The sequence below is a fragment of the Treponema succinifaciens DSM 2489 genome (genome assembly GCF_000195275.1).
In the GTDB taxonomy this organism is placed as follows: Bacteria; Spirochaetota; Spirochaetia; order Treponematales; family Treponemataceae; genus Treponema_D; species Treponema_D succinifaciens.
This window is the reverse complement of record NC_015385.1, coordinates 1767971-1782983: the sequence shown is the minus strand read 5'-3', so window position 1 is coordinate 1782983 and position 15013 is coordinate 1767971. Positions and strand designations below refer to the sequence as shown.

The 15013-nt window shown below is 36.8% G+C and carries 14 protein-coding genes; all 14 read left to right on the top strand.

Annotated elements, in window-relative coordinates; genetic code table 11:
• Positions 1 to 86: 86 nt before the first annotated feature.
• Positions 87 to 1016 carry a DUF4007 family protein gene (locus tag TRESU_RS08395; protein WP_013701823.1) on the top strand — a complete coding sequence of 310 codons (930 nt, stop codon included), beginning with the start codon at positions 87 to 89 and terminating at the stop codon, positions 1014 to 1016.
• On the top strand, positions 1013 to 4861 hold the full coding sequence (locus tag TRESU_RS08390) for a hypothetical protein (RefSeq protein WP_013701822.1): 3849 nt from the start codon (positions 1013 to 1015) through the stop codon (positions 4859 to 4861). Before TRESU_RS08395 ends, TRESU_RS08390 begins: the two co-directional genes overlap by 4 nt.
• Before the next feature lie 10 nt (positions 4862 to 4871).
• A complete protein-coding gene (locus TRESU_RS08385; RefSeq protein WP_013701821.1) occupies positions 4872 to 6032 on the top strand; it encodes an aminotransferase class V-fold PLP-dependent enzyme in 1161 nt (386 codons plus the stop codon).
• Between the two features lie 11 nt (positions 6033 to 6043).
• A complete protein-coding gene (locus TRESU_RS08380; RefSeq protein ID WP_013701820.1) occupies positions 6044 to 8278 on the top strand; it encodes a DEAD/DEAH box helicase family protein in 2235 nt (744 codons plus the stop codon).
• Positions 8268 to 8444: a hypothetical protein gene (locus tag TRESU_RS15155; protein WP_013701819.1), complete on the top strand. Its 177-nt coding sequence runs from the start codon at positions 8268 to 8270 to the stop codon at positions 8442 to 8444. The genes TRESU_RS08380 and TRESU_RS15155 overlap by 11 nt, the downstream gene beginning before the upstream one ends.
• Positions 8435 to 10435 (top strand): AAA family ATPase, encoded by a 2001-nt coding sequence (locus TRESU_RS08375; RefSeq protein ID WP_013701818.1) that lies wholly within the window; start codon positions 8435 to 8437, stop codon positions 10433 to 10435. The genes TRESU_RS15155 and TRESU_RS08375 overlap by 10 nt, the downstream gene beginning before the upstream one ends.
• A 2-nt stretch (positions 10436 to 10437) precedes the next feature.
• On the top strand, positions 10438 to 10974 hold the full coding sequence (locus TRESU_RS08370) for a hypothetical protein (protein ID WP_013701817.1): 537 nt from the start codon (positions 10438 to 10440) through the stop codon (positions 10972 to 10974).
• A gap of 9 nt (positions 10975 to 10983) precedes the next feature.
• Complete coding sequence (locus TRESU_RS08365; RefSeq protein WP_013701816.1) at positions 10984 to 12033, top strand: sigma-70 family RNA polymerase sigma factor; 1050 nt, start codon at positions 10984 to 10986, stop codon at positions 12031 to 12033.
• 68 nt (positions 12034 to 12101) lie between these two features.
• Positions 12102 to 12545, top strand: a complete 444-nt coding sequence (locus TRESU_RS08360) for a DUF6978 family protein (protein ID WP_041612341.1) — start codon at positions 12102 to 12104, stop codon at positions 12543 to 12545.
• Positions 12542 to 13312, top strand: a complete 771-nt coding sequence (locus TRESU_RS08355) for a DUF1829 domain-containing protein (RefSeq protein WP_013701814.1) — start codon at positions 12542 to 12544, stop codon at positions 13310 to 13312. Before TRESU_RS08360 ends, TRESU_RS08355 begins: the two co-directional genes overlap by 4 nt.
• Before the next feature lie 12 nt (positions 13313 to 13324).
• The gene (locus TRESU_RS08350) at positions 13325 to 13549 is read left to right on the top strand and encodes a DUF3791 domain-containing protein (RefSeq protein ID WP_013701813.1); all 225 of its coding nucleotides are present in this window, start codon (positions 13325 to 13327) and stop codon (positions 13547 to 13549) included.
• Positions 13546 to 13725: a DUF3990 domain-containing protein gene (locus tag TRESU_RS08345; protein ID WP_013701812.1), complete on the top strand. Its 180-nt coding sequence runs from the start codon at positions 13546 to 13548 to the stop codon at positions 13723 to 13725. Before TRESU_RS08350 ends, TRESU_RS08345 begins: the two co-directional genes overlap by 4 nt.
• The gene (locus tag TRESU_RS08340) at positions 13712 to 13930 is read left to right on the top strand and encodes a hypothetical protein (protein ID WP_013701811.1); all 219 of its coding nucleotides are present in this window, start codon (positions 13712 to 13714) and stop codon (positions 13928 to 13930) included. Before TRESU_RS08345 ends, TRESU_RS08340 begins: the two co-directional genes overlap by 14 nt.
• Positions 13931 to 14023: 93 nt before the next feature.
• Positions 14024 to 15001, top strand: a complete 978-nt coding sequence (locus tag TRESU_RS08335; protein ID WP_013701810.1) for an NYN domain-containing protein — start codon at positions 14024 to 14026, stop codon at positions 14999 to 15001.
• Positions 15002 to 15013: the final 12 nt, after the last annotated feature.

Sequence of the window (15013 nt, the reverse complement as noted above, 5' to 3'; positions counted from 1 at the left end):
CAAAGCAATGAAGCGAAAGCGGAACCCCGCAAAGCCTGGCCCGGAGCGAAAGCGAAGGGAAACGCCCGAATAAAAAGGAATATAAAATGAAATACAGAGGACACGAGACATTTTCAATCCGCAAAGACTGGCTTGCGAAAGGGATTGAGGCGGTTCAAAAAAATCCGGGAATTTTTACGGACAAAACACTGGAGCCTATGGAAGAACTGGGGATTGGACGGAATATGGTTGTTTCGCTGCGATACTGGATGAAGGCGGTTGGTCTTACGGAAGAAAAAAAAGGAGAGAAGACAAGAAAAACTGAAACTGTATTTTCGACTCTTGGAAAAATTATATACAAGCACGACCCTTATGTTGAGGAAACTGGATCGCTCTGGCTTTTGCAGGCGGAACTTGCCTCAAACAAGGATTTTGCGACTTCCTGGTATTTTTTCTTTAATGAATTCAATATGACGGAATTTAGCAAGGATGATTTTGTGTCCGAGCTTTTTAAATTTGACAAAAGCAGCGGTGGTTCAACTGCGCGCAGTTCATTTGAAAGCGACTTTGAATGTATTGTGGGTACTTATGTTTCCCGCTTTAAAAATGCGTCGGAAATTGATCCGGAAGACAATATTGAGTCTCCGTTTGCAGAGCTTGGACTTGTTGATTTTATGGGCGGCGAACGGAAAATGTACCGGAAGGTTATCCCTCCTAAGCAGAATATTCCGTCGCTTGTTTTTCTTGCAGTGCTTTATCGTATGTGCGAAAAAAGCACAAATGACGGATATGCGTACAAAAATCTTGAAATTCCGCTTTCAGACATTCAGAACAGGAAAAATGGGGCCGGCAAACTTTTTAATCTTGATGTGATTACGCTTATGGATATTCTGAGCGAGCTTGAAAGCCGTGATTTTGTGAAAGTTGTTCGTACGGCAGGACTTGATGTTGTCCGGCTTTTTGCCTGGAAAGATTTGGACGAAAGCGAATCTTACAAGAAATGCGTTGAAGAATATTACAAGGAACTGAAAATATGAGTTTGCAAAAAAACAGGATGATAGCCGCTTCAAAGAATTTTCAAACTTCAGTGAATATTGCGTTTGATTTTGACAATGCGCAGAAACTTGCGGATTTTATTCCGACTTCTGAAGCTATAAAGTTTATAGACGAGGCTGTTCTAAGCGCAAGAAACATAAATCAGACGGAAGAAAAAACTTCTGAAAAAAACGATTCCTTAAACCGTGCAGGAATTTTAATCGGTCCTTACGGAAAAGGAAAGTCGTACATTGTGCTGGAAACACTTTCTCTTCTATATAATAATCCAGATTTGAAGAATGTCTTTGAGTCGCTTGCGAAAAAAATCGCGGAAAAAAATCCTGATACGGCGGAAAATGTGCGCCAGTATGTAAAAAGCGGTACACGGCTTCTTCCTGTTGTGATAAACGGAAATTCTCAGAGCCTTGCCCAGTCGTTTTTGTATGCGCTTCATCTGACTTTAAAAAATAAGGAATTTGAAAATCTTATGCCGGAAACCCATTTTGAGTCTGCGGTAAAAATGATTGAAAAATGGGAAAACGAATATCCTGAAACTCTTGAAAAATTCAATAATCTGGCTTCCGTAAAATCCGGGGAATTCAAGCGGCAGCTTTTAACATATAATTCGGATTTTTTTGCGGAATTTGAAAAACTTTATCCGTCGCTTACTTCGGGCAGCGAATTTAATCCGTTCAGCGGTCTTGATGTTGTTGAAGTCTACGAAAAAGTTTGCAAAAAACTTTGCGAGACCGGAAATTACGATGGCATTTTTGTAGTTTATGATGAATTCGGGAAATATCTTGAATCAAGCATTGCGCAGGCGACAGTAAAAGATACAAAACTTCTTCAGGACTTTGCCGAGCGTTGCGACCGCAGCGGAAAAAATCAGCTTCACTTGCTTTTGATTTGCCACAAGGAAATTGAAAACTACATAGATATTCTTCCTAAGCAGAAAGTTGACGGCTGGAAAGGCGTTTCTGAGCGGTTCAGGCATATTCACCTTTACAATAATTATTCGGAAGTCTACAGCCTGATTCGTGCGGCGATTATAAAAAATCCTGATGAATGGGAAAAATTCTGTTCAAATAACAAAGCTCAGTTTGAAAATTTGAAGAATATTTGGTTTGGAAGCAGCTTCCGGCTTTTTTCAAATCTTGATTGCGATGCGGGACAGACGATTCTTTTTGGCTGTTATCCGCTGCATCCGGTCACAAGCTACATTTTGCCGCGGCTTTCTGAAAAAGTTGCGCAGAACGAGAGGACTCTTTTTACTTTTCTTTCCGGAAATGACAAGAACGGATTTGCTTCTCTGATTAAAAAGACGGAGGATGAATTTCTTTCGGATGGAAAAATAATTCTTTTTACGCCGGACGTTCTTTTTGACTATTTTGAAAACCAAATGCAGAACGAGCCTTACACAAGCGAAATTAAAAAGCATTATTTTATGGCGCTTTCGATTCTGCGGCAGCTTGATAAAAAATCGCTTGAATCAAAAATCATAAAAACTCTTTCGCTGATTTACTGCCTTAACCAGTTTGAGCGTCTTTCTCCGGATTTGAATTTTCTTTTTGAGCTTTATGATGACGCAGGTTATTCCCGTGAAGAAATCCGTGGCGCAGTGAAGACTCTTTCTGAAAAAGGTTTCGTTTATCTGAACATTCACAACAATTATATTCAACTCAAGGCTAATTCCGGCGCAAATATTCCAGCTTTGATTTCTGACTGCGTTGAAAAACGGCGGAGGTCGGTTCGCATTGTCGATATTCTGAACAATTTCAACACGGAAAAATTTATTTATCCAACTTCGTACAACGTTAAAAATAAGATGACGCGTTACTTTCGTTTTGCGTTTATTTCTGAAAACGATTTTATGGAACGCGGGGATTGGAAAAATGCCGCTGAAAATTTCAATTCCGACGGCTGTGTTTTTGCAGTTTTTAACGATTCTGAAAGCGCGGAAAAAAATCAGGACGATAAAAAAAATCTTGTAGAAAAGGCGTGCAAAATCTCTTCCGAAACAAAAAATCTTGTCTTTATATTTTCAAAGTCGGTTGAAAAATTCTCTGAAAGGCTCCGCCGGTTTGATTCTGTCGCCTTTTTGAGAAACGAGCTTCTTTCTTCTTTTGATGATACTTCTGATTCTTTTCTCTTTGACGAGTACGACATAATTTATCAGGATTTGTACGAGGTTGTAAAACAGATTGTCCATTCGTATATTCAGCCGGAGCGGAAACTGGCTCTTTACGTCTCGCTTGGAGCGGAAAAGAAACTTTACAGAAAATCCGATCTTACAAATCTGGTTTCCCAAATCTGTGGAGAGATTTTTTACAGAACGCCGGTCATAAACAATGAGATGCTGAACAAAAATTGCCTTACCGGAGCGGCCACAAAAAGCCGTGCAAAACTTATGGATGCGATGCTGAATTTTCCGCTCAACAACCTGGGATTTTCCGGAAGCGGACAGGAAGTTTCGTTTATGCAAAGCGCGCTTGTCCACACGGGAATTCTTGAAAAAAATTCCGAAAAGAAATTCGTCAATCTGTCGCCAAAGACCGGAGACACAAAAAATGACGAAAACTTTAAGAATCTTTTTTGCATGATGAACGGTTTTCTTTCCAATGCGGAAAAAACAGAAGCCAGTTTTGAAAAGCTTTTTGACCTTCTTGTAAAACCTGAGAATGGAATTGGACTTAGGCGTGGTGTGATTCCTGTTTACATTGTGGCCGCGGTTTGTGAGCGTGTAAAGAATATCGTCCTAAAAAAACGCGGAATTGAAGTTCCTGTGAATGCTCAGAACTTGGCGGAAATTGCGGAAACTCCTTCTGACTTTACAATTCGGATTCAAAAATGGAACGACGAAAAAGAAAATTATATTCTTGCATTGGAAAAACTTTTTTCTGACTTTGTAATTGATGAGGAAAAAAAAGCGAACGGATATTCGTACCTGATAAATGCGATGCTCCGCTGGTACCGCTCGCTTCCAAAATACACAAAGCAGATGAAAAAGGTTTATTGCGGTGGCTCAGGGCTTGCTGAAATAAAATTTGCCGCCATTCAGAAAGAATATTCCGCGTTCCTGAACATTTTGCGCTCAGGAGGATTTGGGGCAAATGAAATTCTTTTTGAAAAGCTGCCTTTTGCGTTCGGCAACGGGCAGAGTGCGGAAGATTTTGATTTTTTTGAAAATGTGGCAAATGCAAAAATTTTTTTTGATTCTGTGCTGGATAATTTTGAATCAAAAATAGTTGAAGAAATAAAAAATGTTTTTGATACGAACGCAGAAAGGTCGCTTAAAAATCTTATTGCGGATTTTTGCCAGAAATTGAACCTTCAGACGGAAAATCACGTTTTTGAAAACGGAGCACATTCGCTTTTGAGGATTTACAAGTCCGCCGGAAACGATGAGAAAAAAATCGTGATGGAAATGTCAAAAGTTCTTACAGGCCTTTCTATTGACGACTGGAACGATGAGAGCGTGACTATGTTTTTTGAACGGCTTTCAGAACTGAACGGAACGCTTCTTGATTTTGATAACCGTTCAGTGGATAAAAGAAATATGTCGGCGCTTCGGCAGGCTCAGTACCTGGCTGATAATACTGAAAACCCAGCGGCTGCAAACGTTGACGGAGCGGCTGGTGAATACAATTCCGCTGCCAATTACGAGATCCGATTTGCCCAGAGCGGAACAGAAAACGCAAAATCAAAGTCCTTCAAGAAGATCGAATGTTCCCGCCGGGCGGTGTTACTCGAAGAGGAAATCTGGCGGACAATCGAGGAAATGGGGCAGTCCGTAACGGACGCAGAAAAGCGGCAGGTTCTGGTGAGCCTGCTGGAGAAACTGTGCTAGGGGAGAATAAATGAGTTTTTATTTTGACAATGCGGCAACAACCTTTCCGAAGCCTGAATGTGTTTACTCTTCTATGGATTCTTTTTACAGAAAGCACGGAGGAAATGCGGGGCGCGGCCAGTACAAATTGGCGGCAGAATCATCGAAGATAATTTTTGAAACACGTGGTTTTATCCAGAAGATTCTTTGCTCTCCGAACAAGGACGTGATTTTTGCTCCGAGCGCGACTGTTGCGCTGAACATGGTGATTCAGGGGCTGCTTGCGGATGAAAAGAAGAAAACCGTTTACATTTCGCCGTTTGAGCACAATTCGGTAACGCGCGTTCTGCATCATTTTGAAAAGGTCGGAAAGATTTGTGTAAGGCAACTTTTTGTCTCTCCTGATTTTGAATACGACATTGAAAAAATCAACGCACAGTTTGCAGAAATTCCGCCGGACATTGTGATTGTAAGCCATGCAAGCAACGTGATAGGGCTTGTCGCACCGGTTCTTGAAATTTTTGCCGCTGCGAAAAAGTATGGCGCGCTTACCGTGACCGACATAGCGCAGACGGCAGGGCTTGTCCCTTTGGATGTGGCGAACGACCTGGTTGACTTTGCGGTTTTTGCCGGGCACAAGACGTTGTACGGACCGTTCGGAATCGGCGGATTTGCAAAAAACCGTAATGTTGCGCTGGAGCCGGTCCTTTTTGGCGGAACAGGCGTTGATTCGGCGAACCAGGAAATGCCCGAAAATATTCCGGGCCGCTACGAGATGGGAAGCCAGAACATCTGCGCGGTGGCAGGACTTCATGCGGCGGCACAATGGTTCTTGCAGAATCAGGACGAAATCCGCGCTGCCGAAGAAAAAAATCACCGCAGGCTTTTAGAGATTCTGCGGCAGTATGACTTTGTGAAGATAGCAGGTCCGGCGGACAGATTTTCAGAAAAAACAAAATGCATCGGCGTTGTCTCCACCGTTTTTGACGGCTATGCGGCGGAAGACATCGGAAACGTTTTTGATGAAATGGAAATCGCCGTGCGCACAGGACTTCAATGCTCTCCGCTCGCACACAAATTCTTGGGAACATTTCCGGCAGGCACAGTGCGCTTCAGCGTGGGATATTTTACAGGCGAAGAAGACTTTTGCGCTCTGGAAAAGGCGATGGGGTATATAGAGGAAAATAGGTGAGGAAGAAATCAATGTTACAGAAATTCAAAAATCCTTTAATTGATAATTCTCAAAATTACAAGCTTAGCTCATATATAAAAACTTTGTTGCTAGATGAAAATTATAATGAGTTTTATATAGCGACCGGTTATTGGGATATTCCATCTGTTGCACTTATTTTTGAGGAACTCAATAATTTTCTTGAACGGCCAGATACAAAAATAAAACTTCTGCTTGGTAAAGACCCAGAAGTTCAGAATTATCAATTGAGCCATGCTGATGAAATTGACTTAAATGATTATCCGGCTAGTTACATCAAGTATCATTTGGACAATATTCCTGTTGTTGCTGATTATGAGGATGCGATTTCTTTACTTTTAAACTATTGTATCGGAGAAAATCCAAAGTTTGAAATTCATACTTATCAAGATTCTAATCACTCTAGCTTTCTTCATGCAAAGTGCTACATATTCAAGGGCAAAAATGATTCCTGCGCGATTGTAGGAAGTTCCAATTTTACAAAGAAAGGACTTGAAGATAATTCAGAGTTGAATTACTTAGAAATGAATTCTTCTAATGTCGTCGTGCGTCCTGAAAACGGAACTTCTGTAAAAGGTCATATCTTCTGGTTTGATGAAAAATGGAAGAACAGTAAGTCTTGGGGAAAAATCTTTATTTATACAGTTTTAAAGACAAATATAGGCTGTCGTTCGTTCTCAAAAGGGATCGAAAACAAGTTCATTTCAGAAAATAAAAAATTACAGATTGAAAAAATAAAGAATGGGGAAATTGAAAACAAAATGAATATTCCAAGGATTCCTTTAGATATAACTCTTTTTGATTATCAAAACGAGGCGATTTCAGAATGGGAAAAACAAAATTACAAAGGCATCTTTGATATGGCAACAGGAACTGGCAAAACGCTCACAGGTTTAGGTGCGGTTTCAAAGTTGAGCGAAGTTTTAAATGACAGGCTTGCAGTTTTCATAGTTTGTCCTTATCAGCATTTAGTTGAACAATGGGTTGAAGATATTGAAAAATTCGGAATGAAACCAATTATCGGCTATAGTTCTTCAGAACAGAAAAACTGGAAATCATTGCTAAAATATGCTGTTGAAGATTTTAATCTAGAGATAAAAAATAAAACGTTTTTTTGCTTTATTTCTACAAACGCTACATTTTCTTCCGAATTTGTTCAAAACCAAATCTCTAAACTGCATGGAAACGCATTGCTTGTTGTTGATGAAGCTCATAATTTCGGTGCGGAATATTTGAGAAAACTTTTGAGCAATAAATTTTCTTATCGTCTTGCACTTTCCGCTACATTGGAACGGCATGGCGATAAAGAAGGGACTCAATCACTTTATGATTATTTTGGAAAAAAGTGCATTGAATATGGTCTTGAGCGAGCCATCAAAGAGAAAAAGCTCACAAGATATAAATACTATCCGGTTGTTGTTTCACTAACAGATGATGAATTTGTTTATTATGAACAATATTCCCGTGAAATTTCAAAGTGCGTTGTAAAAGGAAAAAATGGAAAATTAAAGCTGAATGAAAAAGGCAAGCGAATTGCATTGCAACGGGCAAGACTTGTCGCAGGAGCGGCAAATAAAATTGGCGCTTTAAAAGAACAGATAATGCCTTATATAAATGATAATCACATTCTTGTTTACTGCGGAGCTACAAAAGTTTTCGATGAAAATTCTGGACTTGATGATTCTAACGATGATGAAATTTCAGAAGGAAAAAGGCAAATAGAAGTTGTTACAGATTTGCTTGGAAATCTTCTTGGAATGAAAGTAGCTCAGTTTACTTCAAAAGAAAATATGCAGGAACGCGCAGTTATAAAACAAGAATTTTCAGAAGGAAAAAATCTACAGGCGCTTATAGCAATAAAATGTCTCGACGAAGGAGTGAATATTCCTGCTATAAAAACAGCTTTCATTCTAGCAAGCACAACAAATCCGAAAGAGTACATTCAGCGGCGTGGACGTGTGTTAAGAAAATCAGACGGAAAAGATTTTGCAGAAATTTATGACTTTATAACGCTTCCTCGTCCTTTAACAGAAGTTATTTACGAAACAGAAGAACAGAAAAAGAAAGGAAGGACTTTGGTTATAAATGAACTGGTTAGGGCAATAGAATTTGCACGTCTTTCCATGACAGAGATTTCAGCAATGAAAAGAATTGAAGAAATAAAAAAACTGTATGAACTTACAGATAAGGATTTAATATTTAAGGAGGATTTTGAAAATGAGCAGTGATAAAGTTGTAGAGGACGGAATTGAAATTGATGTTAAGAAGGCAAGAAACATTCTTACATCCATTTTGGTTGCAGAAAAGAAGAATATTTCCACAAAAGAAAAAGGCGATTTAGAAATGATTAAGGATATAAAAAAGAAAATTGCGGAGGAAGTGGCATGCTTATAAAAAAAATCACGCTCGAAAATTTTAGACAGTTTAAAGGCCTTCAGTCTGTAGAATTTTCAGAAGACAATGTGAAAAATATCACGATTATTCTTGGTGAAAATGGCGCCGGAAAAACAACTTTTGCTCAAGCATTCAGATGGTGTTTGTATGGAAAAACAACTTTTACAGATTCTATTTTGCTGAATAAGGAAATTTCTCAAAATCTAGGCCCAAACAAAGAATCTTTTGTAAGAGTTTCACTACAGCTTATACATAACAATACGCAATATGAAATAACTCGGGAACAAAAATACACAACGAATGCGACAGGAGAACTGAATACGCCGAACAGTTCTGAATTGAAAATCAAGTATAGAAATCCACAGGGAAATACTAAATTTGTTGAACAAAGAGAAGTTGATTTAAGAATAAAGGAAATACTTCCTTCCGAGCTTTCTAATTATTTTTTCTTTGACGGTGAACGAATACAAAATATGAGCAAAGAAATAAATGATGGAAAGAGTGCTGAATTCAAAGATGCTGTAGAACGATTATTGGGGCTTTCCGCCTTTACAATCACTCTCGACCATTTAAATGGACGTTCAAGTTCTTCTGTGATAAAAAGTTACAACAGAGACTTTGATTCAAAAGCAAATTCCCAGATTGCAGATTTACAAGATAAGATTGATTTTTTGAATAAAGAACTTGATAGAATTGATGAAAGAAGCAGAGAAATCGATGCTGATGTATCAAATCTTGAAAAACAGCAGGAAGAACTTTCTAAAGAAATGGAAGCAAACAAAGATTCTGAAAACCTTATAAAAGAGAAAAATTGTTATGAAGTTTCTATTGAAAAATTAAAAAAAGAAAAAAGTGATACGATTTCTAGTTTTGTTGACATTTTCAATAGCAAAGGTTTATCTTGGTTTTCAAGGAAAATTATCAGAGATGTTTTAACAGAACTTGCTGAGACGGATAGTCTTGATAAAGGAATTCCTGACATTACTGCGAAAACAATAGATTATCTAAAGCAAAGAGGCTTTTGTATCTGCGGAACTTGCTTAAAAGAAAACTCAAAAGAACTTGAAGCATTTGATGAATTATTGAAATTTATTCCGCCTAAAAGTCTTGGAAATTTTATTTCAGATTTTAGCGGAAGCGCAAAGCAGCGCCTTGCTGACTCTGAAAATTTTTATGAAGATTCCATTGTTAAAAAGTACAGAGAAATCAGAGAAAAAGATTCTGGACTAGAAGAATTGAATTCGGAAATTTCAGAAATTGAAAAACGGCTTAAAAATATTAAGTCTTCGGCAGATTTGCAACTAAAATTTGAAGAAAACAAAAGAAAGATTGTAGAGCTTAATGGGGAAAAGTCTTCTTTGCTTGAAGAAAAAGGCGCAAAAACAGAACAGCAAAGCAGAGCTCAATCTTCTCTTGATGAGCAGGCTTTAAAAAGTGACAGCAATAAGAAAATTGCAGTGTATAAAGCCTATGCAATATATATGTATCAGTTGTTAAAAGATGACTATTCAAAACGGGAAAAGGAAGTAAGGGAACGGCTTCAGGAAAATATCAATGAGATATTCAAGAATATCTACAACGGAAAACTTTCATTGCAAGTAGATGAAAAATACAATATAAAAGTTGGACTTGATGAATTTGCAAGTTACAACGGCATGATTGAAACTTCAACGGCGCAAAGTATGTCTGTCATTTTTGCTTTTATTGCAGGTGTTATAAAAATGGCTCGTGAAAATGCAAAAAATAGAAATTCTGATATGTCTTTACAATCAGAACCATATCCACTTGTAATGGATGCCCCCCTTTCAAATTTTGACAAGAAACGTGTAAAAAACGTTTGCGAAACTCTTCCTAAAATTGCAGAGCAAGTTATTTTCTTTTCCTATGACAAAGATGCAGAAGTCGCAGAAGAAAATATGAGTGCAAAAATTGGAAAAAGATACGAGTTCATAAAAATAAATGAACTGGAAACTAGAATTGAAGCGAGGTAGATATGTTTGATAATGAATATTCATTCAAGGGAGCTCATGCAGTAAAAGTTAATAAACTTACAGCAAAATTTCCTCAGTCTGGAAACAGCCTGTTTAAACGCAACATCGATGTTTTTGTTTTGGCTCCAATTGTAGGAATACTTTACAACAGAATGTCAAATAGTGACTCTGGAAATGAAACTACGAAAATATTTCCTGGTCAATTTACAAATCACCATAATGATGTGTATTTTACATACAGACTTGTAATGCTCGCAGCACAAAAGGAAAAATATTCTCTAAATGAACGAGTTAATAAAGCCTTCAATGGAGAAGTGCAAGGAACAGCGGAAGAAGATTTTGAAATCTTTGAAAAATATCTTCTTGGCGGAATTGACGTTCTTTATGAGAAGCTGATTGAGCAGGATAATCCGTCTTCTGAAGATGATTATATTAGCAATCTCAATAATTTTCTTGCAGAAATTCACGAACGTTACAAGGCTGAACAAGATTCAAGCCAAGACTTTTTGGCAAAACTGGAACAAATCGCCAGAGAGTAACATCATAAAATGACTGTTTCAGAAATTCAAAATTCTCTTTTTTCTCAATATCGAAATAAAGGCTTTTTGTCTGAGAATGAAATTACAGATTGCTGTATTTGCAATAATCTAGATTTCTTTGAAACTGACGAAGTCATGCAGTTCCTTATAGATAAGAAAGTTTTGTTTTCAGAGAAAAAAGGTGAAATCATTTATGAGGAAGAAGACATTTATGATAAAGCTCAAATTGATTATGATGAATTTTTTGATACGGTTTTAACTGAATATCCAGACTTTAAAATTATCGTGGCACATATAAAAAGCATAAAACCTCCGCAGCATCGCGAATGGAAAAATCTTATTTATGAAGCTCAAAGCGGAAACGTTTATGCTTTTAACAGAATGACAGAAATGTATTTGCGAGGGGTTTTACGCATTTCTTATAACTTTGCAAAGGAAAATTATTGTGATTTTGAGGAGGCCTTTCAAAACGGCACAATAGGTTTAATCCGGGCAATAAAAAACTTTGATGTAACAAGTCCAAACTCATTTGCTAGTTATTATTCTCTTTCAGTATTAAGTGAGATGCAGCGGAAGTATAGCGTAAAAAACTCTTTTTTTGATTTACCAGTTCATTTTTCACAAAAGACCTTTGAATTTTTAGGAATAATTTCAAAATATCTTGCAAAAGGAAAAACTCCAGAAGAAAGCATTGGGATTATATCTGACGATTTTTACCTAGAAATCAATCCAAAATTAAAAATGTATTTTTTGCCTTATCTTGATTTAGACGCTATTTCGTATGAAAATTTTGCTTTTGATATCCATATTGAAGATGATATTATTTATGAATCATTAAAAGAGCAATTGAATGAAGTTTTACATACATTGCCAGAGCGGGAACGGAAAGTGTTAGAAATGCGGTTCGGACTTAATAATTTAAAACAGATGACGCTTGAAGAGGTTGGAAAATATTACAATGTTTCAAGAGAAAGAATCCGCCAGATAGAAAAAAAAGCTCTTAGAAGATTGCGGCATCCTCATCGAGCAAGCGGACTTAGAGATTATATAGATTATTAAAAATGATTTTTTTCTGTTTAGCAAATTCCTTTATATACACTTAAAATCTAATGGTTTATAATATAAATATGTCAGATAAAATTTCAAAAGCAGAAATTGAATATCTTCTTAACCTTGAAAAGAATTGTAAATCTTCACAAAAATACATTTTTCCAAGTTTAGGCGGAAAAATAGAGATTGAATTATCATCAACCGATAAGAAGGAAGACTTTTTGTTAGATGTTTGGCGTTCTCATATTGATTTGACAAGAACAAAATTTCAAAATCGAGCTAGAAATACGATTCCGCTTGTAAGACTTGATATTAATTCTGCACCACATAAAAATCCTGATGGGGAGCAGCTGGCCGGAACACATCTTCATATTTATAAAGAAGGTTATAATGATAAATTTGCGTATTCCTTACCAGGCGAGTTTACGGATTGTAAAAGTCCGGGAGATTTTCTTGAAAAGTTTATGGATTATTGCCATATTATAAAAAAGCCAATAATCGAGGAGGATTTATTTGTATGAAAAAAACAGAAATAGATACTCTTATTGATAGTTATTTTAAATGGCTGAAAGAAAATACTTCTTCAAAAATCATAAATGATACTTGGTCTGAAATAACAACACCGTATTTAGACAGGCACAATGATTGCCTTCAGATTTATGCCAAAAAAGAAGGCGATAAGATTATTCTTTCAGATGACGGTTATATTATCGATGATTTGAAAACTTGTGGCTGCTATTTGGATTCTCCTAGACGAAAAGAAATTTTGAATACAACTCTTCGTGGTTTTGGTGTTCTGCTGGATGACAATCAGTTGATTGTAAAAACTTTAGCAGAAAATTTTCCTCAGAAAAAGCATGACTTGATTCAGGCTATGCTTGCTGTCAATGATTTATTTTATCTTTCTAAGCCTCAAGTGCAGAATCTGTTTTTTGATGATGTTGTCGCTTGGTTTGATAAAAATGATATTCGTTATGTGCAGAAAGTAAAATTTTCAGGGAAAACTGGTTTTGACAATATGTTTGATTTTAGCATACCAAAGTCAAGAAAATATTCAGAAAGGCTTGTGCAGACTATAACGAATCCATCAAAAGAAAATTCTATGAATCTTGTTTTTAAGTGGATTGATACAAAAGATGAGCGGCCGGCAGAGTCAGTTCTATTTGCAATGTTAAATGATTCTGAGAAAGCTATTGCTTCTCAGGTTAATGAGGCGTTTTCAAACTATGGAATAAATGTTGTTCCTTGGTCTGAAAAAGAAAAGTTTGTTGAAAAGTTGGCTTCATAAAAGAATCTGCTTATGTCAAATCAGGAACAAAATCAAATCCGGTATACGGTCGCGTGTGTAAATGAATTTGCACGGGCTAAGTCGCTTTCAAAAACTCAGGCATTTTTGTATCTGCTGGAGCACAAAGCATTGGATTTTCTTACGGAATTTTATGATGTTGAGCATACGCTTTCTTTTGACGACGCGGTTTCTGATATGACGCAGATTTGCCAGAAAAACGGAGGCAAGGTTCAATGACGCTTTATCACGGTTCAAATGTTGATATTCCACTTTTCAGGCAGTTTTCCGACGGGCTTATTTATGTTGAAAACTTGGTAAAAGAAATGGAATTCAAAAAACTGACAAACCAGTATTCGTTTCATACAGAAAAATCGTTGCCATATCTTTTAAAAACCGGAGTTGAAAATCTCTAAGCAGGAACAGTTGATTGAATACATCACGGACGATCTGGTTTCTTTTATAATGGAAGATTTTAAAATTCCGATTATTGAGGCAATACAGTGGCTTTACACATCAGAAAATATTGAAACAGGCTTGTATCTTGAAAGTCCTTCTTATGTTTATGGTATTTATAAATCAGAAAAAGAAAACGGCCGAATCATTCAGCAGGAAATTTAAATAACCAGGAGACAGAAAAAATGCAATCTGACTCAGTGTATTTCAAAGTTTTGCGAAAATTGCAGATAAATTATTTGTAAGGAGAAGATACCTATGGAAGAAATATTTAAAATAGCTGTGTTTTTTGATTCTGAGAATGTTCCGGCTGATAAAGTTCCCTTGATAATTGATTATCTTTCTGGAAAAGGTGATATTCTTTTTCAGCGTGCGTATGCGGACTGGTCTGTTTCCAATACAAAATCATGGAAAGACCAGCTGAATAAAACGCCAATTACAGCTATTCAGCAATTCCATCATAACGAAAAACAGGCCGTTGATAAACTTATAATGATGGATGCTATTGAGATGGCGATAAACCACGCAGATATAAATTTGTTTGCGATTATTGCTTCTGATAATGGTTATCATTCATTGGCATTACGATTGCGTGAGCTAGGAAAACGTGTTATTGGAATCGGTGAAAAGGCGAAGTGCAACCCAATCTGGATAAAATCTTGTAATGAATTTTCATATTTGGAAGACTTAGATGAAAAAGATGAAGATATTCTTTTGAGTGAAAAAAACGAAAATGATGAGGATGTAAATCTAAAGGATTTTTCACTGGAAAAATTTATTGAAACTGCGTTTGAGTCCACTCCATTTTATAATGGAACAAACACAAAACTGCTTTCGCAAATTTGGGAAACGATTTACCGTCAAAAATCTGATTTTAATGTAAAAGATTATGGAGTAAAATCCCCAAGAGAGTTAATTCTAAAACTGAATTCAAAATTCAAATTGACAGATGACGGCAAGCCACAAAGAACATTTTTCGTGGAAAAAACAGATTTAAAAGAAAATGAAATTCGGAAAACTGGAGTTATAAAACGAAGAATAAAGAACTACAGGATTATCTCAGCTGACGATAAAAGTGGAGACTATTTCTTCTACATGGGTGAGATAAATCCTAGGTTTAAAAGTAATAAATTGGACAAAGGCACGAAAGTTGATTTCCAAGTTGTTGATATTCCAAAAGCCAGTGATTCTGAAAATAAAAACGGCCGGGCGACAGATGTCAAAGTTATTGGCTAAAATCGCACCTTT

Excerpts from the sequence above, each read along its gene's own strand:
- TRESU_RS08395 (WP_013701823.1), top strand. The coding sequence starts at position 87 with ATGAAATACAGAGGACACGAGACATTTTCAATCCGCAAAGACTGGCTT.
- TRESU_RS08390 (WP_013701822.1), top strand. The coding sequence starts at position 1,013 with ATGAGTTTGCAAAAAAACAGGATGATAGCCGCTTCAAAGAATTTTCAA.
- TRESU_RS08385 (WP_013701821.1), top strand. The coding sequence starts at position 4,872 with ATGAGTTTTTATTTTGACAATGCGGCAACAACCTTTCCGAAGCCTGAA.
- TRESU_RS08380 (WP_013701820.1), top strand. The coding sequence starts at position 6,044 with ATGTTACAGAAATTCAAAAATCCTTTAATTGATAATTCTCAAAATTAC.
- TRESU_RS15155 (WP_013701819.1), top strand. The coding sequence starts at position 8,268 with ATGAGCAGTGATAAAGTTGTAGAGGACGGAATTGAAATTGATGTTAAG.
- TRESU_RS08375 (WP_013701818.1), top strand. The coding sequence starts at position 8,435 with ATGCTTATAAAAAAAATCACGCTCGAAAATTTTAGACAGTTTAAAGGC.
- TRESU_RS08370 (WP_013701817.1), top strand. The coding sequence starts at position 10,438 with ATGTTTGATAATGAATATTCATTCAAGGGAGCTCATGCAGTAAAAGTT.
- TRESU_RS08365 (WP_013701816.1), top strand. The coding sequence starts at position 10,984 with ATGACTGTTTCAGAAATTCAAAATTCTCTTTTTTCTCAATATCGAAAT.
- TRESU_RS08360 (WP_041612341.1), top strand. The coding sequence starts at position 12,102 with ATGTCAGATAAAATTTCAAAAGCAGAAATTGAATATCTTCTTAACCTT.
- TRESU_RS08355 (WP_013701814.1), top strand. The coding sequence starts at position 12,542 with ATGAAAAAAACAGAAATAGATACTCTTATTGATAGTTATTTTAAATGG.
- TRESU_RS08350 (WP_013701813.1), top strand. The coding sequence starts at position 13,325 with ATGTCAAATCAGGAACAAAATCAAATCCGGTATACGGTCGCGTGTGTA.
- TRESU_RS08345 (WP_013701812.1), top strand. The coding sequence starts at position 13,546 with ATGACGCTTTATCACGGTTCAAATGTTGATATTCCACTTTTCAGGCAG.
- TRESU_RS08335 (WP_013701810.1), top strand. The coding sequence starts at position 14,024 with ATGGAAGAAATATTTAAAATAGCTGTGTTTTTTGATTCTGAGAATGTT.